This is a genomic window from Lyngbya sp. CCAP 1446/10, from assembly GCF_026130175.1.
Classification (GTDB): domain Bacteria; phylum Cyanobacteriota; class Cyanobacteriia; order Cyanobacteriales; family Microcoleaceae; genus Microcoleus.
On the sequence record NZ_JAIGNI010000004.1, the window covers coordinates 94,290 to 119,405 of the forward strand.

Consider the following 25,116-nt stretch of genomic DNA (forward strand, 5'->3'; position numbering starts at 1 on the left):
ACAAGTTTGTGGGGTGGGCGGGAGAGCCCGCCCTTTCTGGACGGGCGAGACGCCCATCCCACAAAAACAAAAGTATAAGTTATTAAATTTTCATTCCTAAGGGGGATTTAGGATGATCTAATTCTATGCAGCCTCATAAAAAATTGGTATAATATCATCGACCGACTGGCGCAAAATCGTAACCTGCACCGGATTGAGTATCGGGTAAAATTTGCAAAAGAACTACATTGCTGTTACGATCGCCACTCGACAAAAATCTAATGTCCCCAGTCGCACCGCTAACCTTGAAATCCGCACCAGCCAAGGTTTTAGCCAACATCACCCGCCCTGCTTGACCGCTAGAAGGAGCAATTTTCCCGATCGACCTTCCCATCCGCAACACCTGCACCGCATCGTAACTCATCGCCGTTCGCCAGTTAACATCAATTCCCCACAAATCTCTAGCTAAGACTGCAAAATTTTGATTTTTACTATCAGCAAAATGCCAAGGTACAGAAATTATCGCCCCGTTCAAAGCGGCTCCACCCTGTTTTAATAAATCCGTATTGTAGAGAGCATCACCACCAATTATTGGCAAAAGTTTTTGATTGTTTCGAGCAATTTTTAGAGCAGAATTTACAGTATCTGAATCTGGCAGCAATACTAACACATCTGCTGCCATCCCATCCAGATGCGCCGTAGAATTTGGCTCGGACAAATCTACTTCCTTAACAACTTGACCGCCTTCCAAAATTAAAGTAGTAGAAAAAGCTGTTTGTAACGACTTGCTATAAGAACTTTTGGAATTGTAAAAAACCGCAGCCGTGCTTTTTTTCATATTATTTAACATATAGCGAGCTAAAGCCGTACCTGTAAATTGGTCGCTGGGAATCGTCCGAAAGAAATAGTTCACACCGTCAGGACGCTTCGGAACCGTTGCTAATTCAATGCTCGTGCTCGTAGGTGCGATCGCCACCATTTGATTTTGACTGTAAATTGGAGCAACTGCGATCGAGGTTTTGCTGGTTCCGTGACCGACAACCGCTAAAATACTGCTATCTGCAATCAGACTGTTCGCAATAGCTTGCGCCCGATTTTGATCGTTACCATCATCAGCAATTACCACCTTTAAAGGCACTCCCGCCTTAATTGCTTCGTCTTGAGCTTGAGCTATCCCACGCAAGATTTCCGCCGCCGCGCTGAGATTGTCGCTAATCGGAACTACTGCGGCAATTTTCAGAGCTTCCGCAGTGCCGAGTCGAGCGTTATTGAGATAAATCAAAGTTTCCGGGTCAGTGCGATCGACTTTTAAAGCCGCTTCTAGCTTGTTTACCGCCGTTTTGAAGTCTTTGGTGGCGATCGCGCGAACTGCTGCTAGCTTGTCAGGAGTATTGGTGCTAGCGAACAAAATGCGATCGCCCGCACTGATGTAACTGCTGACATCTACAGGCGAGGAAGTCTGGGCATTTTTCGATGCAACTACCGGCAAATTAGGCACTTGAGGAACGCTAGGATTCAGTCTGCTATGAGCCAAATATACAGCATCTTTGAGGATACTTGTTAACTCATTTTTGAAGACAAAAATACCTCCGCCTAAAGCAATTAAAACTATCAAAAGTATATCAAAAATCCAGCTTTTTTTGCTATATTTTTGATAATTAGCCTGCTCGTGACTGCTCGCCAAAGTAGCCGCTGTCGGCTCATCCAAAGCCGCTAACATTTGCTGAGCATTAGCGAACCGAGTTCGCGGGTGAAACCTAATCGCCTTATCCAGAACCGCTGCAAATCTCACACTTACCTTTAATGCGTGATTCTGCCACAGCATCTCCCTAGTTTGCGGGTCAACTTCTAAATCCTGCGGCCACTTTCCAGTCAGCAAATAAATTGCAGTCAATCCCAAACTGTACAAATCGCTAGAATATTCTGGCCTGCCTGCGGCTTGTTCCGGAGACATAAACTGCGGCGTTCCAATGGAGATAGTTACATCATTTTTCCCAGTTGTTACCGATTGATTAATTGTTTCCTTAACTACGCCAAAATCTATCAGCACAGGTCGATTATCAGAATTGCGTAAAAGAATATTTTGCGGTTTCACATCTCGGTGAATAATCTGTTTTCCATGTATGTAATCCAAAACAGCCAGCAGACTTGTGAGAATTTCCTTGACTTGTTCCTCGCTCATTTTACCAGTAACTTTTACTCGGTTGTTGAGCGTTTCCCCGTCTATCCATTCTAGGGCTAAGAAAAATAAACCGTTTTCCTCAAAGTGACCGTAAAGTTTGGGAATTTGAGAATGTCCTTCACCCAACTTTTCCAAAACAGCAGCCTCTTGAGAAAAACGCTCTCGAATGCTTTGGTCAATGTCAGGATTATCAATCTGGGGTTTAAGCTGCTTAATCACGCAACATCGGTGCGAAGGCATTTGCGTGTCTTCGGCCAGCAATGTTAAGCCAAAACCTCCTTCTCCCAGCTTATCAATTACCCGGTAGCGATTGTTTAAAAGTGTCTCAAATTCTGGGTTTGGTTCCGGCGGCTGCAAAATCTCGCCGTTGATTTGCACCGGGCTTTCTACTGCTAAAATTCCATATTTGCCGCTCCCATTTGGTTCAGTATGAATTAGTGTCGATGTATCGCCGTTGTCTTTTAACTTTCTCCTGAGTTCACAAATGCGATCGACTATTATTTGCTCTTCGTCACCTATTGGGGGACGTTTATACAGCACATTGAAAATCGCGGCCGGTTCGACATATTTGCCATAGTGCTTGCTCAATAGCAGCAGCACGATATATTCTTCTTTGTTTAGGTCTATGCACTCTGAACCCAGCTTGACGGCGCGGGTTTTAGTATCGATGCTCAAGTTGTCCATATCTAAAAGATTTGTTTATAAAATAAAATCAATAAACTTGTGGAAAAGCGCAGAGCAACGCAGATGCAACGCAGATAATTTCCTGATGGGAAAGCGACTTTTTCAATCTTGTTTATAGTTCATTCTCTCTTGAGATTTGTTAAAGCGTGCAAGTCAACTGGCCCAAATCGCAAGTTTAAGCTTTGTTGGGACTTAAAAATTTTCAAGTTTTGTTAATAACTCACAGAGGTAAGCTCAGTATAAACCCTGTTTGACCAAGTATGGCAGCTTCTAGTTGAATATCGCCGCCGTGGGCTCGTGCAATTTCCCGTGCTAGGCTTAATCCCAATCCCGATCCTTCTATTTTTTGGATCTGAGTGGAGTCGCCGCGATGGAAACGCTCAAAAATGCGATCGCGCTCGCCAAAAGAAATATCTTGAGAACTATTGACAATTGTCACAATTACTCTTTTTTCCTGACACTCAGCCTGTAACCTGAGCCAACCCTTCGGTAAATTATATTTAATCGCATTCCCAACCAGATTTTGCAACACCTGCACCAGTAAATCGCGATCGCCTTTGATAAACAAATTGGGAGCAATTTCCATTTGCACATCTAAATGTGGTGCTAACAGTTCCATATCTTCGGCAATTTCCGATAGCAAAGCCGACACATTCACCTCAACTCGATGTAAACCCATGCGTCCGGCATCGGCTAGAGAAAGTAAGAGAAGTTTGCGGGTAATTTCACTTAATCGGCGAACTTCATCCAATAAATTACTCAGTGTTTGCTGCACCTCAGAACCAGATTCAACTTGATGCAAAGCCAGTTCTAATTGCCCTTGCAAAATTGCCAGCGGTGTCTTTAATTCGTGAGCAGCATCTCCACTAAAACGAGAAGCTTGTTTAAAACTTCGCTCCAGACGTTCTAACATCTGATTGAACACCAAAATTAATTCAATAAACTCTATATCTGTTGAACCAAGGGGCACGCGATCGTCTAGCCCCTGTACAGTGACATTACGAATTGCTGTAGTAAGTCGCCCAATTGGATACAGAATACTCCGCGATATCACCCATGCTCCACCGGCTACGAGTAAAAGCACTATGGGAATTGATATGAGAAAGACATTAGAAATCGATGCCATTTCTAGAGCGATTCCTTTTAAACTAACGGCGATTGCTATTTGAGTCTGAGGAGAATGAACCGCGCCGACGCGCCAAATCTTCCTGTTAGTACGCATTGTTGCTAGTTGAGTCTGAAAAACTCGAGGAAAATCAGGCCGATCGAATTCAGGGGGTCGATCGCCTGGGGGTCTTCTTTCTCTCGGTGGAAATGATTCTGGTCGATCGCGTGGGGGTCTTCTTTCTCTCGGTGGAAATGATTCTGGTCGATCGCGTGGTGGTGGATCTAGTAAATTCGGTGGAGGGGGAGGTTCTAACTCAAAAGGCATTCTCACAGGATCGGGAGGCGGTTGGGGTAGCGCTCGCCATAGTGAATTGGCATCAATTTCATCTTGCCATTGGGTCGATTTGTAGAGTAAATTACCATCTCGATCATTCACCAACAAAGCCACATTTGCTTTCCCATTCATCCCCAAAACTAATGGCAAAGAAGCAGCATAATTATCCCATTGAGTCGATTGCGGGCGGGTAGCTTGGATTAACTGATTTTTGATTTCAGCATCAAGACGTTTGACCTTAGCCTCGTAAATCAACCACCACGAAACAATACTAAAGCCAATCAGAGCAACACTTCCCAGAACAGCACAGAATAGAGTAATCCGAAAGCGAAAAGATTGTAGTTTCATGATGTTGAATCTGGTTTGCGAAACCGATAGCCAACGCCGCGCACACTCTCAACCCATCCCATACCGCCGATGGGTTCAATTTTCTTGCGAATGCGTTGAATACAGACATCTACTACATTCGTATTCGGGTTGAAATCATAGCCCCAGATATGTTCGAGGATTTGCGTGCGGGTGAGTACCCTACCGGGCGATCGCATTAGATATTCCAACAGATTAAACTCGCGGGTTGTCAGTTCGACTGTATGCCGATCGCAGGTAACTTCTCTGAGAATGCGATCGAGCTTAACGGGGCCAACACTCAGAATATTTTGCCCACCGCCGGAAGCACGTCGCACTACAGCATGAATGCGAGCAACTAACTCCTCAACAAAAAACGGTTTAGCCAAATAGTCATCAGCACCGAGATGTAAGCCTTCAATGCGATCGTCTAATTCATTGCGAGCCGTCAATAAAATCACAGGTACATTGCGCCCCGCTTTTCGCAGAAGTTTGAGGATAGATAATCCGTCTTTTCCCGGCAAAACAATATCAAGTACGATCGCATCATATTGATTATCCATCGCCCGCTCATAGCCGTCGTTGCCATTATCGCAATAATCCACCACAAAGCCTTGTTCTTTCAAGCCGATACAAACAAAATTAGCGATTTTTTCTTCATCTTCAACGTAGAGAATATTCATAAATTCACCGATGCGTTGTGATTATACAGTAATTGTTTATTTAATTAAATTACAAAATTGTAATCAAGCAGCAGAGTTCCCGGTCATGTTGGGGTAGTTTGATGCTGCTATCCAGTTTTTAGCGGCAATTATAACTACCATGAAAAATCCTGCATTACTCGTATTACCTGCTACAGCCTTGCTGCTGGGATTGAGCAGCTTGACTTTGGGCGATCGAACTACAGTCAGTTTTAACATCCCGCTAGCCCAAAGCCAACCCGCGCCCGATCGACAACGCAGACATCCGCCCCGTATAGATTTTGCCGCTGCGGCTAAACAATTAGGAATCACCGAAGCCGAGTTAATCGAAGCTTTGGGGCTACCAGCCAAACCGCCAGAACCGCCGAGTGACAAGAATCGCCCGCTGTACCCACCGCCTCCACCTCCTTTAGATATTCCCGGTGCCGCGAAAAAGTTGGGTGTTACCGAAGCACAGTTAATCAAAATTTTGGGCATTCCACCGCGTCCATCGGGCGATCGCAATATACCTGACAATTCAGAAAAACGCTAATTTTTCAACATTACAAAACTGTAATCTTAGCACGTGGATAAATGTCATGTTGAACCAGCTTAATGATTGTAGTGACCAACTTAAAGGCAAGCGAGAATTCATTTCCTTAGCCTGACAACGGTTTCAAACATATAAAAAATATCGAGGTAATTACACCATGCCACAACTATTTCCTAATCCAAATTCAATCACTGCACCTGGCAATGTTTCTCCTCAAAACCAAGGTGCAATGGGCAATCCTCCACCTCAAAACCAAGGTGCAATGGGCAATCCTCCACCTCCAAACCAAGGCGCAATGGGCAATCCTCCTCCTCCAAACCAAGGCGCAATGGGCAATCCTCCTCCTCCAAACCAAGGCGCAGAACTTGTCAGTTCTGCTCTACCTCCCCAAAACCCAACTCCACCCGCTCCACCAGCTAACAGTATTAACACCACAGCCGGAAACGACAACATTACGGGAGATAGTTTAGACAACTTCGTCCTAGCTAGTAGTGGCAACGATGCGATTAATGGAGGAACAGGCACGGATACTGTTAGCTATCTCGGCCTAGGTAACGCCATCACCCTCAAGGCTCAAGGAATTATCAGCAAAGGCACAGACGGTACAGATACCCTGCAAAATATCGAACAAATTATTGCTCCTTTGGGACAGCTTAATACGATTGATGCTTCCACTGGTACCGGCGCGGCTTCTATTAACGTGAATTTATCAACTAATAGTGTGGCGGTTAATAATATACCTGGTATTGGCACTCTGAATTTTACCGCAGAGAATTTCGCGAATGTCACGGGCACGCCCAATGTAGATGTGATTACCGGCAATAACCTAGACAATTCTTTAGTAGGAGGAGCGGGTAATGATACACTTTCGGGTGGGCGTGGTAATGATACCCTGATTGGAGTCAATCCATTGAGTGCGACACCAGGGAGTAATGAAACGGATTTACTGATTGGTGGTAGGGGTAGAGATGTTTTTGTGCTAGGTGATTCCGCAACTAGCTACTACAAAGGCACAGGATTTGCACAGATTCAGGATTTCCAACAGGGAATCGATCGCATTCAGTTACACGGACAGCTTTCGGACTACAGTATTGTTGGTAATTCGATAAATTTGGCTGGTACTTCTGACCAAATTGCTGTAATTCAAGGCGGCTTTACCCCAGATAGTTTCTTGTTTGTTTAAGAAATAGAAGACCGGGCGGTTGAAACCGCTTCTACACAAACAAAACCCGCCTCCGCGGGTTGAAGATCAAGAAGACCGGGCGGTTTCAACCGCCGTCTTCGTCTTGTCTGCAATCCAATCGAGTAAAATAGGATTGACCAATTCCGGCGCTTCATCCTGGGGACAATGGCCTACTCCCTCCAGCGTAATAAACTTTTCTACAGCCGGAAACTTTGCCAATTCTTGCCCCAGGGCGATCGGCTCCCAAGGGTCATTTGCGCCCCACACAATCAAAGCAGGACACTTCAAACGCGGCAACAAATCCTCCGGTAACGGGCCTTGAGAATAGCTGATAAATGCCACAAATACATCCACAGCGCCACTATCTCGCGCTGGTTTTAACAAGATTTCTACAAGTTCGTCGCTGACAGCTTCGGGTTGGTGATAGGCTTGCAAAAGCACTTTTTTGACTGTATTCGGCGTGGCTAATTGTTTGAAAAATAATTGACTTATCCACTTGACATTTAAAACTTTTTGTGCTATTGGCGCTCCAAAACTGCGATACCAAGGCATTTCAGCGCGCTTGCGATCGTGCAACAAGCGCAGGGAACAATTGAGTAAAATTACACCAGAAGCAATGTCGGGAAAATCCACAGCCGCTTGCATAATTGCTACACAGCCGATCGAATTTCCCACCAAAAAAGCCGGCCCGCCCGCAACTTCCCGACAAAAATCAGCAATTAACTCTCCCCAAGTTTCAAAAGTATAGTCAATCTCAAGCTTAGGCGCAGGCTTAGCAGAACCGCCAAAACCGATAAGATCGATCGCAAAACAGCGACAACTAGCAGCCAAAACAGGCAAATTCTTGCGCCAGTGGCCCCAAGACGCGCCGAAACCGTGGACAAACACCACCGCAGGGCCCTCGGTTCCCGCAGCCTGGTAACAAATCGGAAAACCTTTCCACATCCAGGTTTGAGGTGCAGCAAGTGTTGACATAGCGGGAGTAGAAGATGTCATAAAATTGAAAATTTAAGAGTAAGAAGGACTTCAGTCCTTACTACAAACCGTATCGCAATTTGAGGCAACCGCTAGGACATAAATCCCAAACCTTCCTTCTTCCCTTCTCCCTCTCTGCGCCCTCTGCGCCCTCTGTGGTTAAATCCTCTTTCTTCTTCCTTCTTCCCTCTTCCTTCTTCCTTCTTCCTTCTTTTTGCACTACGAGCCGATACTATGCCACCATTAAAGATGCTGAATTTTTTGCCTTATTAAAATTTCCCCTATGCCACCGATCATTTCCACTGCTGTGGTACCGTTTCTGGGATCAGAAATTGTACCCGACTACGACACAGCCAAAGTAGTAATCTTGCCAATTCCCTACGAAGCAACCACCACCTACCGCCGAGGCTGCGAAAACGGGCCCGCCAAACTGCTAGAAGCTTCACACCAACTGGAGTGCTACGACGAAGAACTAGATTCCGAAGTTTGCTACGATGTTGGCATTTATACCGCAATGCCGATCGCCGATACCCGCAACCAGCAACCAGTATCATCCCTAGAAATGCTGGAAGTCACGCAACAAACCGTACACCAGCTAATTACCGAAAATAAATTTGTAATTTCCCTCGGAGGCGAGCACAGCATCACCGCCGGCATTGTCGAAGGCTACCGCCAAGGCTACCCGGATGAACCGTTTACAGTCGTGCAAATCGACGCCCACGGCGACTTGCGCCACGAATACGAAGGCTCGATCCACAACCACGCCTGTGTGATGCGGCGGGTTGTTGATATGGGCTTACCGACACTGCAAATCGGGATTCGCGCTATTTGCAAGGAAGAAGCCGACTTGATTAAAGCAAAACAGCTAAACGTGATTCGAGCTCGGGAAATTGCTAATGAACCGGATTGGGCCGATCGCGCCATTGCCAGCATAACAACCAAACGAGTATTTTTGACGATCGACCTAGACGGCATCGATCCGACATTAATTCCAGGGGTAGGCACACCAGAACCAGGCGGGTTAAATTGGTATTCTCTCACGGGATTTTTGCGCCGCGTCTTCGAGTCCCACGAAGTAATCGGCTGTGACATTATGGAATTAGCACCTCTTGTAGATTCTGTCGTCTCAGAATTTACCGCAGCCAAATTAACATACAAAATGATTGGATATCAAGCTCTAGCGAAAGGTTGGCTAAAGCAAGACGAGGAATAAATCGCTTACTTGCAAAAATAGGCTGTTGGCAAGGCTAGAATTAAAGCAAAGCCCAAAAACAGCCTATTTTATTCGCCCTGAGACTTTCATCTTTCATGCTGGCAAATACTGCTCCTCACCTCCTGAAAAAATGAATTTACTAATCGAAACAACTGGTACTCCCATTAACAGCTACGCTCCCGATTTTGAACTACCGGGAGTTGACGACGAAGTTCACCATTTATCTCGATATTTAGAAAAATATCGGGCGATAGCGGTGATATTTATGTGTAATCAGTCTCATTCTGTGCAGTTGTATCTCGATCGCCTGAAACAACTTCAAGCAGATTTTCAAGATCGAAATGTTACGTTAATCGGGATTAATGCTAATGATGCCAATCAGCATCCCGATGAGAGTTTTGAGAATATGAAAACTTTTGCAGCCAACAATCAACTCAACTTCCCGTACATTCGAGATGTTGCTCAAGATGTGGCTGAAAGTTTTGGGGCTTCAAAAACGCCGGAGGTTTTTTTGTTAGACCAAGATGGCAGATTGCGCTATAAAGGTTTAATTGACGATAACGCGGACGATGCAGCAGGGGTGCAGATTTCTTATCTGCGAAGTGCGATCGACCAATTGCTCAAAGACGAACCGGTAGAACCTTCTACTACAGAGGCGATCGGTTGTTCTGTTAAATGGCGAGAATAGGGAGATAAGACGGCGGTTGAAACCGCGTCTACACAAACAATTTCCGCCTCCGCGGACTGAAGAAGATAACGTATTTTAACCGCTTGCTCTTCAACCCGCGCACCATCCGGGTTTCGTCTGTATAGACGCGGTTTCAACCGCCCGGTTTTCTATTTCCCATAAACTTCTATTTCCCATGAACCTAAAAAGAAAACGCATTCTCAACTTGATTATCGCAGCCGTCGCGACGCTGGTACTGCTGATTAGTTGGAACTTATTTCAGAATGTTTCCCCAGCCACAGCACAGCAGCGCACGTCTTTAACTGTATCCGCAGCCATCAGTCTCTCACCAGCCTTAACAGAAATCAAAACAGTATATCAAAGCAGCAATCCCAATACTACTATTAGTTATAATTTTGGTGCTTCCGGCGCACTAGAGCAGCAAATTCAGCAAGGAGCTCCGGTAGATGTATTTTTCAGCGCCGCTACTAAACAAATGGATGGTTTGCAGAAAGCTAATTTGCTGCTGAATGAGACGCGCCGCAATTTGCTGACAAATCGCCTAGTTTTGATTGTTCCTAAAAATGGCGCTGCTTTGAGCGATTTTAAACAGTTGACAGAGGCAAAAATCAAGAAAATTGCGATCGGCGAACCGAAAAGCGTACCAGCAGGACAATACGCTCAGGAAATGCTAACTAAGCTAGGATTGTGGCAGCAAATTAAGCCAAAATTAGTGCTAGGAAATAACGTCCGCCAAGTGCTGACATTCGTCGAAAGCGGTAACGTTGATGCTGGCATAGTTTACACCACAGATGCCAAATCATCGGACAAGGTAACTCTGCGACTAACGGCTGCCGAAAACTTGCACTCGCCCATTGTTTATCCGCTAGCAGTTATCAAAAACAGCCGCAATCCCGCCGCAGCCAAAGCCTTTGTTGAGTTTTTGGCGGGCGATCGGGCTAAAATAGTATTTCAGAAATACGGATTCGGTACAGCTCGTTAATTATTCGTAAAACTTGTAGCAATTCAAAAAACTTTCTTCTCTTCCTTCTCTTCCTCTGTGTTCTCTGCGCCCTCTGCGGTTCAAAAAAATTATCCAAAACTGCGATAGTTCATCCGAAATATGGAATTTGACTTATCTCCGTTATGGATATCCCTAAAATCATCAGCCATCGCCTCATTCTTTACCTTCTTTCTGGGAATAGCTGCCGCCCGGTGGATGCTTTCAACTCGCATCAAATGTAAACCATTGATTGAAGGCATTTTCATTTCTCCTTTAGTTTTGCCGCCCACAGTAGTCGGATTTTTGCTGCTGCTGCTGTTTGGTAGAAATGGCGCGATCGGTCAATTTCTTCTAAAATTTGATTTAACTATAATTTTTACTTGGCAAGCCGCCGTAATTACTGCCACAGTCGTATCATTTCCCCTGATGTACAAAACTGCTTTGGGAGCTTTTGAGCAAATTGATGCCAATCTTCTCAATGCAGCCCGCACTCTGGGAGCCTCGGAATGGGAGGTTTTTTGGCGGATTATGTTGCCGCTAGCGTGGCCGGGAATTCTAGCAGGAACTATTCTCGCATTTGCCCGCGCTTTGGGTGAATTCGGCGCGACGCTGATGTTAGCTGGGAATATTCCCGGACAAACTCAAACTATCCCGATGGCAATTTATTTTGCTGTGGAATCTGGGGATATGAAACAAGCTGCTATTTGGGTTTTGATTATTCTCAGTCTTGCTTTGAGTGTGCTGACTTTGGTTAATTACTGGACTTATTTACCAAGGATTTCTTCCAAGCCAAATCATAACTATCAACGGCAATCTAATCTCGCTAAATTTTATTCAAAAATTACCATAAAATCCCCAAATAAACAACTAGAAGGCGGACTATTTTTAAATATTTTTAAACCTCTTTCTGGCTTTGCCTTGGAGGTCGGTTTTGATATCGGCCCGGAAGTGCTGGGAATTTTGGGCGCGTCTGGTTCGGGCAAAAGCATGACTCTGCGCTGCATCGCGGGTTTGGACACTCCCAGCAGCGGTAAAATTGCAGTTAACGGTAAGGTTTTATTTGACTCGGCAGAGGGCATTAATTTACCTTCTAAAGACCGCCGCATTGGTTTTTTGTTTCAAAACTATGCTTTGTTTCCTCACCTGAATGTGGCTCAAAATATTGCTTTTGGTTTGCAGCATTTATCTAAAAGCGAGCAAAAATTTCGGGTTAAAGAACAGCTTGTTTCGGTGCAAATGTTGGGAATGGAAAACCGCTATCCCCACGAACTTTCTGGCGGCCAGCAGCAGCGGGTGGCTTTGGCGAGGGCGATCGCCCCTTCTCCCGATTTACTGCTGTTAGACGAACCGTTTTCGGCTTTGGACACGCACTTGCGGAGTCAACTGGAACGGGAGTTAATGCAGGTTTTGGCTAATTATCGGGGAATTACTTTGTTTGTCAGCCACAATTTAGAGGAAGTTTACCGGGTGTGCAAAAATCTGTTGGTGTTGGCTGAGGGAAGGGCGATCGCCTTTGATACCAAACAGAACATTTTCGATCGCCCTCGCAACTTCACCGTCGCCCAGTTGACTGGCTGTAAGAACTTCTGTGCGGCTAAACCGGTTGCTGAAACTGTCGTAGAGGCGATCGACTGGGGCTGCAATCTAATTGTCGTCGAACCAATCCCCAAATCTTTGGTTTCTGTCGGAATTCGAGCTCATCAAATCAGTTTTGTTAACGGGTGCGATCGCGAAAATACATTTGCTTGTTGGATCGCCTCAACGGTGGAAACTCCTCACCGGGTGACATTATATCTCAAATTGCACTCGCCTCCCAATAATTCCCAAGATTATCACTTGCAAGCTGAAGTTTTCAAGGAAAAGTGGCGGGCTATCAAGGACAATTCTTTTCCCTGGTATGTTCATTTGGAGCCAATTAGGTTAATATTAATGGAAGCATGAGTCAACCAGATCCGACGTAGGGTTTGAAACCCCATCTATACAAACAAAGATTGTCGGACGGCGGTTGAAACCGCTCCTATACAAACGATGTCCGCCTCCGCGGACTGAAGAAATAATTTCAACCACCCGCTCTTCAACCCGCGGAGGCGGGTTTTGTCTGTATAGACGCGGTTTCAACCGCCGTGTTTTCTTCAACTAATTTCATCTACACCAAAGATTAAACCATGACAGACAAAGTTAAAAAAACCGATGCCGAATGGCAACAGCAACTAACCCCCGAACAGTTCAAAGTCACCCGAAAAAAGGGAACCGAAAGAGCTTTTAGCGGCGAATATCACGACAACAAAAAGCCCGGACTTTATAAGTGCATTTGCTGCGGTACAGAGCTATTTGAATCGGAAACAAAATACGATTCCGGTACCGGTTGGCCGAGTTTCTACGCTCCCATAAAAGAAGAAAATGTCAGGAATGAGTCGGATAACGCCTTGTTCATGCGCCGCACGGAGGTACTGTGTGCCGTTTGTGACTCTCATCTCGGTCACGTATTCAACGATGGGCCCAAACCCACCGGTCAGCGTTACTGCATGAATTCTGCTGCTCTTGATTTCGTTCCCAAGGATTGAACTAAGACAGTCATAGACGCAAGCGGGGCAAAAAACACGGTTTCTGCGTAAATATCTCTCGGAGAGTGCCAGGATTTTTAGGAGAAACCCTTTTTTGCCTTAGTCAACAGTCAACAGTCAACAGTCAACAGTCAACATTCCAAGGTGTTCTGGAACAAGCGCAAAAGCCTGTTCGTGGCAATTGATGTTCAAAATGCACCCGTGCTGCTATCTTGTTGTGGAGACAAAAAGAAAAAATAGTGGCGGCATGGGGATGGTTTATCAGCGGGTTTTGCTGAAGCTCAGCGGTGAAGCGCTGATGGGTAGCTTGGGCTACGGTATCGATCCGGTAGTCGTTGGGTCGATCGCCCAGGAAGTGGCTAAAGTCGTGTCCGAAGGCATTCAAATCGCGATCGTTGTCGGCGGCGGCAACATTTTTCGTGGCGTGAAAGCTGCTTCGGCAGGCATGGATCGCGCAACAGCCGACTATGTGGGCATGATTGCTACAGTGATGAATGCTATCACTTTGCAGGATGCTCTGGAACAAGCAGGAGTGCCCACAAGGGTGCAATCGGCGATCGCCATGCAAGAAATAGCTGAACCCTACATTCGACGGCGGGCAATTCGCCACCTCGAAAAAAAACGGGTAGTGATTTTTGGTGCCGGTTCTGGCAATCCTTTTTTTACTACTGATACTACAGCCGCATTGCGGGCGGCTGAAATTGATGCAGAGGTGATTTTTAAAGCTACTAAGGTAGATGGGGTCTACGATTCCGACCCCCATATCAACCCCAACGCGCGCAGGTATCAAACCCTCACCTACGCCCATGTCTTGAACCAAGACTTGCGGGTGATGGATAGTACCGCGATCGCCCTGTGCAAAGAAAATAATATTCCTATTATGGTATTTGACCTCTCGGTATCGGGAAACATCTACCGAGCAGTAATGGGAGAATCTATTGGAACCCTTGTCGGAGGATTTTGTGAAGTTAGCTGAATCAGAAGATCATATGCAAAAGGCTGTTGAGGCTACTCAACGGTCTTTTAATACTATTCGGACGGGACGCGCCAACGCTTCCCTGCTCGATCGAGTCATGGTAGATTACTACGGATCTCCAACTCCGATCAAATCCCTTGCCAACATCGGCACCCCGGATGCAACCACGATCAACATTCAACCGTTCGATCGCACAGCCCTTACCTCGATCGAAAAAGCAATTTCCCTGTCAGATGTAGGACTCGTACCTAACAACGACGGTTCAGTTATTAGGTTGAACATTCCGCCGCTGACAAGCGAGAGACGCCAAGAATTTGTCAAAATGGCCGCCAAGTTTGCCGAAGAAGGTAAAGTCGCAATTCGCAATATCCGCCGCGATGCCGTTGACTCGATTCGCAAGCAAGAAAAAAGCAGCGATATCTCTAAAGATGAATCGCGAGACTTGCAAGATAAAATTCAAAAACTGACGGATAAGTACATCGCCAAAATAGAAGAAGTTCTGGCAGGCAAAGAGAGAGATATCACGAAAGTTTAGTGAATGGGAAATTGGGCATGGGGAAAATGCAGGAATTTTAGCAGGAACAAGGAAAAGGAAATATTCTTAAATCCCAATTCCTGATTCTCCATTCCTCATTCCCAATTCTCGATCGTTATATTGAAGATCAGACCTACGGTTGAAACCGCGCCTATACAAACGAAAGAGTTTATAGTGCAATGCGCACCAGTTGACTTGATACTTCTTGTAAATCTTTGATAGAGTCGGCAAACCGCAAATAAAAAGCAGATACAATCCAGATAAAAAGCATCAAATTGCTATTTCAAGTTGGGATTTGTCAAACTTCAAGCAAGAAAAATGACTTTGGCAAATTTGGGTTTCAAATCAAGACGCTAAAACGCCAGTCAACCGATGTTCTTCGGTAGGCGACAAGGCCAACCGATGTGCAGTGCACTGAAATCCGTTATATCTTGTACGGCGGAAGCCGAACTTCCCTCTTCCTGAAATCCGTTACATCCGTTAAAAAATCCGTTGCCGAACTTTCTTCTTCCTTCTGCTATGATAATTTATTTTTATAAAGTAGAGGAGCCTTACGGCTGCTTTTCCAATTTTTCACCCCACGACATTTGCCTGCATGGTGAAGATTGGTTGACTGTGGAACATTACTATCAAGCCCAAAAATTTGTCGGTAGCGCTGATGAAAGATTAGTGGTGGCAATTCGATCCGTACCAACTCCTCAAGAAGCCGCCCAATTAGGTCGCGATCCGAACCACCGGATGCGCCATGATTGGGAAGCGGTGAAAATCCCAATTATGCGCGAAGCAATTTTAACTAAGTTTCTCGCTCATGCAGACATTCAAGCTATTCTCCTCGGCACAGGGGATCGAGTGATTGTAGAGGATTCGCCAACGGATTACTACTGGGGGTGCGGCGGCGATGGCACCGGCCAAAATCATTTGGGTAAAATTCTGATGAGCGTACGTAGCGAAATTTTTCAGCACCGGGCAGGCTGATCAAAACTCAAAATTTTTCGCTAAATTTCATTGTATGAAGTTATCCAAATAAATGTCAAGTTATCCTAATAATCAATAATTATGATCGTGAGATTTTAAGATTTCCAGAAATTTATGAGAATATTATAATAATAATTATCATTTGGTTAAGTTAGTCTGTTGAAAGCAAAGATTAAACTGGCGCGATCGCAAATTTTGATTGAGCGCTGGTTAGAGGCGATGCACCGTCGTCTCTAACCAGCGCGGGGCCGGTTAATAGTAAAGCTCGGCTTAGTCAAAAAATCAGGCTGATGCAGTACGCGCTCGATCGCACCGAATTAATCGATGCAAAAACTGTAAGAATTTGCGTTGCCGAAAACGGTCACGGCATCCCCAAAGAGTTGATTTCTCAAATATTTGATCCGTTTTTTACTACTAAACCCGTCTGTCGAGGAACGGGTTTAGGACTGTCGATCAGTTATCAAATTGTAGTTGACAAACACCAAGGGGTACTCAAGTGTGTTTCTGTACCAGGTCTGGGTACTGAATTCTCGATCGAGATTCCGCTGAATTAGCTAACTGTTCTTAGGGCAAAAGTATCTTCACCAGCACCGAACCGAGCGATCCCAGAAGACTCATCAAGTTGCCGTTGCCCCCAGTACGTGGTTCCGTTGGCTTTTGGCGCGCCACAATGGCTTCGGCTAACTGCTTTGACAATTCTTGACCTTGAGGATTTCCTTGAGTGGCAAAGAGTTGGTTTGCTCTAGCAGCATCTTGACTCGCGCCGGCGAAGTCTCCCAAGTCAGCGCGAGACATACTGCGCGCAAAATAAACGGCAGCTACATCCGATTTCAGATTTAGGGCTTGATTGTAATAATCAATCGCGTTTCTGTAGTTTCCCGCTTGAGCTTCCAGCACTCCCAATCGGTAAAAGTCTTCAGCGGTGCCAATATTAGTTGGCATTCCTCTAGCTCCCAGCAGTTGGGCGTTAGTTAAATTGGCGTTGAGCAAATTGGCGTCGCTAAGATAGGCACTTCTCAAGTCAGCACCGCTGAGGTTTGCCCCCGTCAGGTTTGCTCCCGTCAAGTTGACGCCAAACAAACTGGTGCCACTGAGGTTGGCTCCGCTAAGATCAGCTCCGGTAAGGTTAGCTCGGCTGAGGTTAGCCAATCTCAAATCAGCACCTTTGAGATTGGCTCCTGTTAAGTTGGCTAAAACCAGACCAGCGCTGCTGAGGTCGCAATTGGGGCACTGTCGGGTGGCTAGTAATTGTTGCGTGTGTTGAATGTTCTCGGCCTGTGCAGGGGCTAAAGGGGCGATCGCGCTCAGCAGCGTTGCAGCAGCCAGGATTCTTAGTTTCATCTTAAGCATCCAAAATCCGAAATAATAAATCTAAAATAGCTTCGATCGCAGCAATTGAAAATCCAGATCGTAGATATTGCTAAATATTGCCAGATTCTCAGCTATCTATCACAGACATCATACATTAAAGTTCAGAGCTTCACCTGAGTCTCAAACAAACATTTCGCTACCAATAAATTAGGGTAACAAAAAAATGTTACCCTTAGCCGTGCTTCTCGCCAACCATAAGATTTAACAGATAAATTAATCGTGAATCGTGCCGTCTGGCATCGTCGCACCCTTAAGATATACTCCGCTCAAGTTGACTTTTGTAAGATTTGCTCCCAACAGATTTGCCCCGCTTAAGTCTGACGCACTTAAAATCGCTTCAGTCAAGTCTGCCCTAATTAGGCTCGCTCCCATTAAGTCGGCTCCGCTGAGGTCTACTTTGGTTAAATTTGCCCCAATTAAATCTGCTTCTGTGAGCACCGCCCTGCGCAAGTTTACTCCGTAAAGATTTACTCCGTGCAAGTCTGCGTGGCTGAGTGTTGCCCGAGATATATTTGCTCCAATTAAAGTTGCTTGGATCAGGGAAGCTCCGCTCAAGTCTGCTTTGCTAAGATTTGCTCCCATCAACTCAGCTCGATACAGGTTAGCTTCAGCTAACAGTGCTTCAGTGAGGTCGGCTCCCGCTAAATCTGCTCTGCTCAAATTGATTTTGCACAAATTGGCTTTGCCAAAGTTGACTCTGCTGAGTTTGGCTTTGCTGAGATTGGAGCCAATCAAGTCGGCTTCATACAGATTGGCTCCAATCAATTCTGCTTCGTAGAGGTACACGGAGTGCAGGTAGACCCCACTAAAATTTCTTTCTCCTATGGCGTATAGCTTGAGCAGTTCGTCAACGTTCATTATGGATTCTCTACACCTTTTAAATGCAGAATACTCTCAGCAAGCTGGTTGCACCGGATGTTCTGCGATTTTAGACTTGAGATGCTGAAATATTTACAGCGCCAGACTTCCCTAGACCGTTTGGGCAAGGTGAAAGATCAAACAGAATTTTTTATTGCATTAAAAAATAAAATTAAAATTTTTTCACAACAATGTCATCGTACTTCGTGACTCAATCAAAGAATTCTCGCTGGAAAGTGCGATCGAGGTCATAACTTTTTGTTGCTAGTTGAGTTTACTGAGTATTGGTGTGACAAGAATCACTAATTTTTGTTAGTAGCATCACATAGGAACAACCGTTTCGATCACGCCAGACAGGGAAAAATAGCCGATAGTGGTACTGTAATGTTGAAAATTTGACAATTCCACAGTCGGCGTGTTTAACTCAACAGGCGATCAAGTCGGTAGTTTCACAGAGACCTGCCCGCAGCAGGAAAGTTGGTTGCACCGTCACTCGGCGCGACCCAATCCAGCCCATCAGAGTGCTGATATCTCAGGATTTCTCACAAAGGGAAAGCCAGAAATACACTTCTGGGAGTAGGAAAATCTGTGCATAAAAGTGATACCGGCTCCTTTACAGACCAAGGCTGCATCCTAGCTGCCAAGGAAAAAAAATCGCCAATACTTTCGCATAAATCACAAATAAACACTAGAAAAATCATGATATATATTTAGAAAAAAGAGAATAAATAATATTCCTTAACAGTCAACTATTGCAGCTAATGTTGCATTCGAGCGGTTAACTGATATCAGTATTAGCAATGACGCTTGTGTCATCAAATACCAAACTGACTCAGAAACTGTTTTTTATCAAAAGACGCATTGCAGCCCTTGCTCCCGGTTTAAAAAAAAGGCTTCTGAGCCTCTTAGTAAATCCAGGACTGAAAAAGTTTAATTTAGATAGCTTTTGTCTTGCTTTATTAGCAAACAAAAGGCGAGCATTTAGGAGGAAAGCGGATTTTTCTCCCTAGTCAAAAAAACAATTGTAGATTACGAATCCCCGTGAGGTAATTGATATGGCTGGAGTATGTAAACTTAGCATCACAGAGACCACAGAAGAACTAAAAAACCTGTTAACCGAACAAAAAACGGCAAGTGGCTTTCAAAAGATTCAAGCACTTTACCTGTTCAAAATTTGTCACGTTAAGACAGTTAAAGAATTGGCAATGACGATCGGCGTAAACCGCATTACTGTGCAGCGGTGGCTGAGAAAGTACCGCTCTGACGGACTCGAAGGACTCCTGGAAACAAAGCACAGCGGTGGCCGCAAGCCCGCAATTCCTCCTCTGGCCCGTGCTAGTTTGGCAATGCGCCTCAGCGACCCCCAGAAAGGCTTTAAAAGCTATGGAGAAATTCAAGAGTGGTTGCAGCAGGAATATAGCATAGAGGCTTCCTATAAAGCCGTTTACGCAACAGTCAGATACCAGTTAAAAGGCAAGCTGACGAAAGTCTAGACAGTTAAACAGTTCATCCGAAGTCTGGTTAATCACCGTCTAATTATTGATACTCAGACTTTGAAACTGTTAATGATTTCCGTTGTCACTAAAAACTCGGTAATTCTTTTTGAACTAAGCTCGCTCTCATAAACTGCGGATAGTATAAATTATCTGTTGGGCCAATTGGGGCGAGGGGGGGAAAAATTGATACTTTTCCCACGTTTGTGAAAGATTCTTAAACCATGAGCCATAACTAATAACTTGCAAGTTTTGTCTAATTTGCAGGTTTTGTTATAGAAGAAGTCAGCAGTCATCAGTCAGAAGGAATAAGTGAAGAAGAAGGCTCGTTTCGCCTTCGGCTACGACAAGTCGCTCAAGTTAAAAAGCAGGAATAAGACAGCCTTTAGTTATCGTCGCGTGAGACATTTCGTTGCAATTAATTGCATGAGGAAAGCGATCTATCGCCAGAACTTCCTAACCATCTGGCGGGGCTGGTATATGTAAAAAAATGGCATCGACTAAGGCAAAAACCGATCCAAAGCAGCTTTCAACTCTTCTATTTCCGTATCGATATTGCCTTCTTTTGCTGCTCTGGCAATGCACTGAGTTAAATGTTCGTCAAGAATGATTCTCGCTACACGATCGAGCGCGCCTCGAACCGCAGCAACTTGCACGAGAACTTCGGGACAGGGACGGTTTTCTTGCACCATTGTTTTAATCCCACGGACGTGTCCCTCAATCCGAGATAACCGATTAACTAGCCGCCGCATGGATTCTTCATCGTGATGGTGAGGGTGGACTGATTGATCGCCGTGATGGTGGTGGGAATTTGAGGGCAAGGATTTGTCAGTAGAAGTATCAGATACAATCATCGGGGTTATGCCATTTTAGATTAAAGAATTGGGAATGAGTGCTTTTTAATGGTTGGGAGTGCGGGACTAGAGTTGCATTTTTTTTTAAACTGGTATTACTAGGGAAATTGTTCAAGTTAGAATTGAGAATATGTTGAGTTTGTGCTGGCTCCAGACTCGTGTATTGTAGCTGTCTAAATATATTTAGGATTTTCATAGCGGCAGATTATTGAGTCCGCTCGATCGCACACCTTTACCAGAATAACCCAGACTAACAAAGATTGACGCTATGCGACTATTTAAGTTTTTTGACCCCGCACCCCGAATCGGTGCTCGCTGGTTCGCCCTAATTTTAGGAATGACGATCGCCCTGAGTGCTCTCTTCATCGATGCTGCACCCGCTTGGGCCGTTGACGGCAAAAATCCGCCCAACTTGCGGGAACAGCCTCAAACAGCCGTACTCCCAGCGCAGGTGGCGGCAGATACCGGCAGTTTTGTGACGGCGGCAGTCGATCGAGTCGGGCCGGCAGTTGTCCGCATTGATACCGAGCGCACTGTCAGCCGCAACCTCAACCCGTTAATGGAAGACCCATTCTTCCGTAGATTTTTGGAAGAAGATCCGCGCAACAAAACTCCCAGAGAAGAACGCTTACGCGGTCAAGGTTCCGGCTTCATTATTGACAAAAGTGGGATTGTGTTAACCAATGCTCACGTAGTTGACAAAGCCGATCGAGTAACTGTCACCTTAAACGACGGCCGGACATTTCCAGGAGAAGTCCAAGGTACTGACGAAATAACAGATTTGGCTGTTGTCAAAATTAATACTAAACAAGCAAACTTACCCGTGGCAACACTGGGAGATTCTGATGCGGTGAAAGTGGGTGATTGGGCGATCGCCGTGGGCAACCCCCTGGGATTTGACAACACCGTCACCTTAGGCATTATCAGCACCCTCAAACGCTCCAGCGCAGCCGTCGGCATTCCCGACAAGCGGCTCGATTTCATTCAAACCGACGCGGCCATCAATCCCGGCAATTCCGGCGGGCCACTGCTAAACAGCAGAGGAGAAGTGATTGGTATCAACACGGCGATTCGAGCCGATGCAATGGGTATTGGGTTTGCAATTCCGATCGACAAAGCCAAGGCCATCTACGCGCAGTTAGCCAAGGGAGAACAAGTCAGCCATCCGTTTTTGGGGATTCAGATGATTGCTTTGACTCCAGAAATGGCCAAAGAGAATAATGCTGACCCCAATGCTCCTGTGATTGTCCCGGAAGTTACAGGTGTGTTGGTGATGCGAGTTGTGCCCAATACGCCTGCTGAGAAAGCAGGGGTTCGGAAGGGGGATGTCATCGTTCAAATTGAGGGTGAGAAAGTGACTCAGCCTGAACAGTTGCAAAATTTGGTGGAAAACAGCAAAATTGGTCAAATTCTGAAACTGAAGGTGCGCCGGGGTTCCCAGATTAAGGAAGTTGCTGTGACAACGGCTCAATTGAGGGATTTTTAGCCGATCGGGAATCAGATCATCTGAACTCATAAAAAACAGGACACAGCACTGCTGTGTCCCTACAAATGAATTTAAAACCCAGTTTAAAAAGACTTAAAGTCCCCGCCAGACTGAGTTTTTTTACTCAACCAATCCTTACCCAATCTGATTGTCACATCCGACTGCAAAGCACCGGTACTCTCAACTAGCACCTCTCCAAAACCCAAAGACTGGCGAATCGCTTGGGCACCTTTAATGTCGCCGTCTTGAGCTACAATTGTTGTTACATCTAGCGGTTCAGACCAAGCTTTAGAAACCTGAACATTCCGATAGCCTGCCCGAGTTAAAGTCGTGACAAAATCTTCAACAGCCGATTGATCGCCCGTACTGTCTTGAATCGCCACCTTCAGAAAAGTCGAATCAGCATTCTCGATTGTCCAAGTATTTTGACCGTAGTCAAAATGCTCTGCCACCATAGTTTCGATCGCATTTTGGTCTGGCAACCAAAAACTTGCCTTGTAGTCCTTAGGATCGCTGAATTTGCCGGGAACCATCAACATCTGCACGCCAGCGCGATCGGTTTGAGTAGCAAAACCAGCTAAGGCCACCAATTCTTCTATAGTCAAATTCGTATCAAGGTGAGACTGAATCACCGACAAAATCTTCGGCAAGCGAGACAGCAAACCAACATTAACTTGCTCTTCCACAAAAGCCCGCATCAACAATTGCTGGCGCTGTACCCGCCCGATATCGCCTAAATCGTCGTGTCGGTAAAGCAAATAATGCACGATTTGTTCGCCGTTGAGACGCTGTTTGCCAGCCTTTAAATCAATATATAAATGCTGGCTTTCATCGGTATACTTCATGTCTTTAGGGACATTAATAGTAATCCCACCAAGGGCATCTACCAAACTTTTGATGCCTTGAATATTGACTGTGACATAGCGGTCAATTCCCACACCGCCCAGCAGTCCGCTGACTGACTTCGCTGACGAAGCCGGGCCGCCGTAGTAATTAGCTTCATTGATTTTCACAGTACCCCTACCTTCAACATAGGTACGGGTGTCTCGCGGAATGGAAAGCACACTTATTTTTTTATTTTGAGGGTCAAACCTCACCAACAGCATGGTATCGGTTAAGCCCTTGAAAGAGTTTTGCCAGACATCGTATCCCTGCTCCTTATCGGGATGGCCGTCGAGGTCTGAACTCAGAACCTTCAGTCCTAAAACTAAAATATTAACTGGGCGAGTGAGCTCCGGCATCTTCATGCTGAGCTTTGCCATGTCGCCTTGAGAAAACACTGCCGCTTCTTCAGGGCTCAACTTTTGTTGCTGAAGCGGTGTTGTGGAAAGAGAGACGGCTAGCAGCGCTCCGGCGGTGGCTGAGAGCATGGCTACTCCAGCCAAACCAAAACCAAAACCCAGCCAACGGCCTCGGTGCGGCTGGTGCGATTTTTTGGTTGGAGGTTGAGCAGTTGATTGTTGGATAGGGTCTTGATTAGGAGTTTTTTGAGCTGGCACTGGCTTCCTCACACACAACAAAAATAAAAAAGATCGTAGCAATATGTAGTATCAAGCTGAAAACGCACTCAATCAATACGGTAGGGGCTGAAAAGAACCCTAAATTATGATAAATGTTTGCCGACCACTTGCTCGGCTACGCGGCTAATTCCGGGCAACCATAGCGGTTGACGCTTCCAGAGGCGAACCATCAGTCCCAGAGCGACGATGAAATAGCTGGTTGTCAGCAGGCTACTCATTAATAACATGGCAAGTGTCGGAGATTCCGCAGAAATCGCGGCCCCTTCTAAAAGAATATGTCCTAAGAGCCAACTAAAAGCAAGGGCAATTGCCAAGCGGCTGACGGCTTGGCGTTCGGGGCTGCCCTGACGGCGGTAAAGATTCCAGAGGGCGGGAAAAAAGCCAATGACTGGGATCATTAATACAAACAGACTTGCACGATCGAGTTCAGGATTGTCTAAGGGATGTGTATTTTTCATAGTTGGCATTCAAAATTTACAGGAGGTCTAGTTTTGCACAAAACTTATTTGTTAGGCGGAAAATTTATATCCTAAACCAAAAATCCCAGAGCAGGGCACGTTTTGCACAAAAATTGTTGGTTAGAGGCCAAGTTTTTTCGCTAAACCTGCCCCTACCTATTATTCACAACTTTTCGACCCGGAGAGCCGTATTTTGATAAACTGGATACAGCACAGGAGACAGGAGACACAGACTTAGCCATGACCAAATCTCAAAAACCGATCGTTATTTCTCCATCCATATTATCAGCCGATTTTAGCCGTCTCGGAGAAGAGATTCAGGCTGTCGATCGAGCTGGGGCTGACTGGATTCACGTAGATGTGATGGACGGTCGCTTTGTTCCTAATATTACTATCGGGCCGATGATTGTCGAAGCAATTCGTCCCGTTACTACCAAGATAATCGATGTCCACTTGATGATTGTGGAGCCGGAGAAGTACGTCGAGGACTTTGCTAAGGCTGGTGCTGACATTATTTCCGTTCACGCCGAGCACAATGCTTCGCCTCACTTGCACCGCACCCTCGGTCAAATTCGGGAATTGGGCAAGCAGGCTGGTGTGGTGCTGAATCCTTCGACACCCCTAGAGTTGATCGAGTACGTGCTGGAACTTTGCGATTTGGTGCTGATTATGAGCGTGAATCCGGGCTTTGGCGGTCAAAGTTTTATCCCGGCGGTGCTGCCGAAAATTCGCCAGTTGCGTAAAATGTGCGACGACAAGGGCCTCGATCCTTGGATTGAGGTGGATGGCGGTTTGAAGACGAACAATACTTGGCAGGTTCTGGAAGCGGGCGCAAATGCGATCGTCGCGGGTTCTGCTGTGTTTAAGGCGAAGGATTACGCAAGTGCGATCGAGGGTATCCGCCACAGCAAGCGCCCGACTCCTGAGTTGGCTGCTGTCTAATCAAAAATTCGATCGCATCCGATGAATTACTAATAGACTTTTCCCAAAATTATCGCTTCACAGGCAAGATGTCTGTGAAGCGATAATTATTAGAGAGATGTATAGCCTTTCGATCTCTCATATTAGGTACGCGAACGGGATATGGCATAGGCCTCCGTGTAATGTAGTTGTAGAAGCCG

The 25,116-nt window shown here is 45.7% G+C and carries 23 protein-coding genes and 1 pseudogene; 14 read left to right on the forward strand and 10 right to left on the reverse strand.

Features of this window, described 5'->3' with window-relative positions; genetic code table 11:
- Window positions 1-154: 154 nt before the first annotated feature.
- The 3 genes from K4039_RS03095 to K4039_RS03105 form a co-directional block, all read right to left on the reverse strand.
- Window positions 155-2,845, reverse strand: coding sequence for an ABC transporter substrate-binding protein (locus tag K4039_RS03095; protein ID WP_265233660.1), 2,691 nt, complete (start codon window positions 2,843-2,845; stop codon window positions 155-157).
- A gap of 220 nt (window positions 2,846-3,065) precedes the next feature.
- Window positions 3,066-4,634, reverse strand: a complete 1,569-nt coding sequence (locus K4039_RS03100) for a HAMP domain-containing sensor histidine kinase (protein WP_265233661.1) — start codon at window positions 4,632-4,634, stop codon at window positions 3,066-3,068.
- Window positions 4,631-5,314: a response regulator transcription factor gene (locus K4039_RS03105; RefSeq protein ID WP_265233662.1), complete on the reverse strand. Its 684-nt coding sequence runs from the start codon at window positions 5,312-5,314 to the stop codon at window positions 4,631-4,633. Before K4039_RS03105 ends, K4039_RS03100 begins: the two co-directional genes overlap by 4 nt.
- A gap of 139 nt (window positions 5,315-5,453) precedes the next feature.
- Between K4039_RS03105 and K4039_RS03110 the strand changes: the two genes are divergently transcribed.
- Both K4039_RS03110 and K4039_RS03115 read left to right on the forward strand, forming a co-directional pair.
- Window positions 5,454-5,864 carry a hypothetical protein gene (locus K4039_RS03110; protein ID WP_265233663.1) on the forward strand — a complete coding sequence of 137 codons (411 nt, stop codon included), beginning with the start codon at window positions 5,454-5,456 and terminating at the stop codon, window positions 5,862-5,864.
- Window positions 5,865-6,021: 157 nt separating this feature from the next.
- Window positions 6,022-7,047: a hypothetical protein gene (locus K4039_RS03115; RefSeq protein WP_265233664.1), complete on the forward strand. Its 1,026-nt coding sequence runs from the start codon at window positions 6,022-6,024 to the stop codon at window positions 7,045-7,047.
- 66 nt (window positions 7,048-7,113) lie between these two features.
- Here the strand turns inward: K4039_RS03115 and K4039_RS03120 are convergent, their stop codons facing one another.
- Together K4039_RS03120 and K4039_RS03125 are read right to left on the reverse strand one after the other, a co-directional pair.
- Window positions 7,114-8,043 (reverse strand): alpha/beta fold hydrolase, encoded by a 930-nt coding sequence (locus K4039_RS03120; protein WP_265233665.1) that lies wholly within the window; start codon window positions 8,041-8,043, stop codon window positions 7,114-7,116.
- Window positions 8,044-8,083: 40 nt separating this feature from the next.
- On the reverse strand, window positions 8,084-8,242 hold the full coding sequence (locus K4039_RS03125; protein WP_265233666.1) for a hypothetical protein: 159 nt from the start codon (window positions 8,240-8,242) through the stop codon (window positions 8,084-8,086).
- Window positions 8,243-8,305: 63 nt separating this feature from the next.
- On the opposite strand from K4039_RS03125, the gene speB reads away from it, so the two are divergent.
- The 9 genes and pseudogenes from speB to K4039_RS03170 form a co-directional block, all read left to right on the forward strand.
- Window positions 8,306-9,235 carry an agmatinase gene (gene speB / locus K4039_RS03130; RefSeq protein WP_265233667.1) on the forward strand — a complete coding sequence of 310 codons (930 nt, stop codon included), beginning with the start codon at window positions 8,306-8,308 and terminating at the stop codon, window positions 9,233-9,235.
- 130 nt (window positions 9,236-9,365) lie between these two features.
- A complete protein-coding gene (locus K4039_RS03135; RefSeq protein ID WP_265233668.1) occupies window positions 9,366-9,923 on the forward strand; it encodes a thioredoxin family protein in 558 nt (185 codons plus the stop codon).
- A gap of 175 nt (window positions 9,924-10,098) precedes the next feature.
- Window positions 10,099-10,905 (forward strand): molybdate ABC transporter substrate-binding protein, encoded by an 807-nt coding sequence (modA, locus tag K4039_RS03140; RefSeq protein WP_265233669.1) that lies wholly within the window; start codon window positions 10,099-10,101, stop codon window positions 10,903-10,905.
- A 120-nt stretch (window positions 10,906-11,025) separates the two neighbouring features.
- Window positions 11,026-12,846, forward strand: a complete 1,821-nt coding sequence (gene modB, locus K4039_RS03145; RefSeq protein ID WP_265233670.1) for a molybdate ABC transporter permease subunit — start codon at window positions 11,026-11,028, stop codon at window positions 12,844-12,846.
- Between the two features lie 224 nt (window positions 12,847-13,070).
- Window positions 13,071-13,469: a peptide-methionine (R)-S-oxide reductase MsrB gene (msrB, locus tag K4039_RS03150; protein ID WP_265233671.1), complete on the forward strand. Its 399-nt coding sequence runs from the start codon at window positions 13,071-13,073 to the stop codon at window positions 13,467-13,469.
- A gap of 247 nt (window positions 13,470-13,716) precedes the next feature.
- Window positions 13,717-14,445 carry a UMP kinase gene (gene pyrH / locus K4039_RS03155; protein WP_265233747.1) on the forward strand — a complete coding sequence of 243 codons (729 nt, stop codon included), beginning with the start codon at window positions 13,717-13,719 and terminating at the stop codon, window positions 14,443-14,445.
- On the forward strand, window positions 14,432-14,980 hold the full coding sequence (gene frr / locus K4039_RS03160) for a ribosome recycling factor (RefSeq protein ID WP_265233672.1): 549 nt from the start codon (window positions 14,432-14,434) through the stop codon (window positions 14,978-14,980). The genes pyrH and frr overlap by 14 nt, the downstream gene beginning before the upstream one ends.
- A 519-nt stretch (window positions 14,981-15,499) precedes the next feature.
- The gene (locus tag K4039_RS03165; protein ID WP_265233748.1) at window positions 15,500-15,955 is read left to right on the forward strand and encodes an NADAR family protein; all 456 of its coding nucleotides are present in this window, start codon (window positions 15,500-15,502) and stop codon (window positions 15,953-15,955) included.
- Window positions 15,956-16,263: 308 nt separating this feature from the next.
- Window positions 16,264-16,509 (forward strand): annotated as a pseudogene (locus K4039_RS03170) (sensor histidine kinase); the annotation flags it as partial.
- A 10-nt stretch (window positions 16,510-16,519) separates the two neighbouring features.
- On the opposite strand, the gene K4039_RS03175 reads toward K4039_RS03170, so the two are convergent.
- Both K4039_RS03175 and K4039_RS03180 read right to left on the reverse strand, forming a co-directional pair.
- Complete coding sequence (locus K4039_RS03175; protein WP_265233673.1) at window positions 16,520-17,296, reverse strand: pentapeptide repeat-containing protein; 777 nt, start codon at window positions 17,294-17,296, stop codon at window positions 16,520-16,522.
- Window positions 17,297-17,539: 243 nt separating this feature from the next.
- Window positions 17,540-18,184: a pentapeptide repeat-containing protein gene (locus K4039_RS03180; RefSeq protein ID WP_265233674.1), complete on the reverse strand. Its 645-nt coding sequence runs from the start codon at window positions 18,182-18,184 to the stop codon at window positions 17,540-17,542.
- A gap of 1,055 nt (window positions 18,185-19,239) precedes the next feature.
- On the opposite strand from K4039_RS03180, the gene K4039_RS03185 reads away from it, so the two are divergent.
- Entirely contained in the window at window positions 19,240-19,677 is a 438-nt protein-coding gene (locus tag K4039_RS03185) for a helix-turn-helix domain-containing protein (RefSeq protein WP_265233675.1), read from the forward strand.
- 500 nt (window positions 19,678-20,177) lie between these two features.
- Here K4039_RS03185 and K4039_RS03190 read toward each other — a convergent pair whose 3' ends face one another.
- The gene (locus tag K4039_RS03190; RefSeq protein WP_265233676.1) at window positions 20,178-20,531 is read right to left on the reverse strand and encodes a metal-sensitive transcriptional regulator; all 354 of its coding nucleotides are present in this window, start codon (window positions 20,529-20,531) and stop codon (window positions 20,178-20,180) included.
- Between the two features lie 268 nt (window positions 20,532-20,799).
- Here K4039_RS03190 and K4039_RS03195 point away from each other — a divergent pair, with 268 nt between their 5' ends.
- Window positions 20,800-22,017 carry an HhoA/HhoB/HtrA family serine endopeptidase gene (locus K4039_RS03195; RefSeq protein ID WP_265233677.1) on the forward strand — a complete coding sequence of 406 codons (1,218 nt, stop codon included), beginning with the start codon at window positions 20,800-20,802 and terminating at the stop codon, window positions 22,015-22,017.
- An 83-nt stretch (window positions 22,018-22,100) separates the two neighbouring features.
- On the opposite strand, the gene K4039_RS03200 is transcribed toward K4039_RS03195, so the two are convergent.
- Both K4039_RS03200 and K4039_RS03205 read right to left on the reverse strand, forming a co-directional pair.
- Complete coding sequence (locus K4039_RS03200; protein WP_265233678.1) at window positions 22,101-23,516, reverse strand: LCP family protein; 1,416 nt, start codon at window positions 23,514-23,516, stop codon at window positions 22,101-22,103.
- Between the two features lie 104 nt (window positions 23,517-23,620).
- Window positions 23,621-23,995, reverse strand: coding sequence for a hypothetical protein (locus K4039_RS03205; RefSeq protein WP_265233679.1), 375 nt, complete (start codon window positions 23,993-23,995; stop codon window positions 23,621-23,623).
- A 240-nt stretch (window positions 23,996-24,235) separates the two neighbouring features.
- Here K4039_RS03205 and rpe point away from each other — a divergent pair, with 240 nt between their 5' ends.
- Entirely contained in the window at window positions 24,236-24,937 is a 702-nt protein-coding gene (gene rpe / locus K4039_RS03210) for a ribulose-phosphate 3-epimerase (RefSeq protein ID WP_265233680.1), read from the forward strand.
- Window positions 24,938-25,116: the final 179 nt, after the last annotated feature.

Excerpts from the sequence above, each read along its gene's own strand:
- K4039_RS03095 (WP_265233660.1), bottom strand. The coding sequence starts at position 2,845 with ATGGACAACTTGAGCATCGATACTAAAACCCGCGCCGTCAAGCTGGGT.
- K4039_RS03100 (WP_265233661.1), bottom strand. The coding sequence starts at position 4,634 with ATGAAACTACAATCTTTTCGCTTTCGGATTACTCTATTCTGTGCTGTT.
- K4039_RS03105 (WP_265233662.1), bottom strand. The coding sequence starts at position 5,314 with ATGAATATTCTCTACGTTGAAGATGAAGAAAAAATCGCTAATTTTGTT.
- K4039_RS03110 (WP_265233663.1), top strand. The coding sequence starts at position 5,454 with ATGAAAAATCCTGCATTACTCGTATTACCTGCTACAGCCTTGCTGCTG.
- K4039_RS03115 (WP_265233664.1), top strand. The coding sequence starts at position 6,022 with ATGCCACAACTATTTCCTAATCCAAATTCAATCACTGCACCTGGCAAT.
- K4039_RS03120 (WP_265233665.1), bottom strand. The coding sequence starts at position 8,043 with ATGACATCTTCTACTCCCGCTATGTCAACACTTGCTGCACCTCAAACC.
- speB (WP_265233667.1), top strand. The coding sequence starts at position 8,306 with ATGCCACCGATCATTTCCACTGCTGTGGTACCGTTTCTGGGATCAGAA.
- K4039_RS03135 (WP_265233668.1), top strand. The coding sequence starts at position 9,366 with ATGAATTTACTAATCGAAACAACTGGTACTCCCATTAACAGCTACGCT.
- modA (WP_265233669.1), top strand. The coding sequence starts at position 10,099 with ATGAACCTAAAAAGAAAACGCATTCTCAACTTGATTATCGCAGCCGTC.
- modB (WP_265233670.1), top strand. The coding sequence starts at position 11,026 with ATGGAATTTGACTTATCTCCGTTATGGATATCCCTAAAATCATCAGCC.
- msrB (WP_265233671.1), top strand. The coding sequence starts at position 13,071 with ATGACAGACAAAGTTAAAAAAACCGATGCCGAATGGCAACAGCAACTA.
- pyrH (WP_265233747.1), top strand. The coding sequence starts at position 13,717 with ATGGGGATGGTTTATCAGCGGGTTTTGCTGAAGCTCAGCGGTGAAGCG.
- K4039_RS03165 (WP_265233748.1), top strand. The coding sequence starts at position 15,500 with ATGATAATTTATTTTTATAAAGTAGAGGAGCCTTACGGCTGCTTTTCC.
- K4039_RS03175 (WP_265233673.1), bottom strand. The coding sequence starts at position 17,296 with ATGAAACTAAGAATCCTGGCTGCTGCAACGCTGCTGAGCGCGATCGCC.
- K4039_RS03180 (WP_265233674.1), bottom strand. The coding sequence starts at position 18,184 with ATGAACGTTGACGAACTGCTCAAGCTATACGCCATAGGAGAAAGAAAT.
- K4039_RS03185 (WP_265233675.1), top strand. The coding sequence starts at position 19,240 with ATGGCTGGAGTATGTAAACTTAGCATCACAGAGACCACAGAAGAACTA.
- K4039_RS03190 (WP_265233676.1), bottom strand. The coding sequence starts at position 20,531 with ATGATTGTATCTGATACTTCTACTGACAAATCCTTGCCCTCAAATTCC.
- K4039_RS03195 (WP_265233677.1), top strand. The coding sequence starts at position 20,800 with ATGCGACTATTTAAGTTTTTTGACCCCGCACCCCGAATCGGTGCTCGC.
- K4039_RS03205 (WP_265233679.1), bottom strand. The coding sequence starts at position 23,995 with ATGAAAAATACACATCCCTTAGACAATCCTGAACTCGATCGTGCAAGT.
- rpe (WP_265233680.1), top strand. The coding sequence starts at position 24,236 with ATGACCAAATCTCAAAAACCGATCGTTATTTCTCCATCCATATTATCA.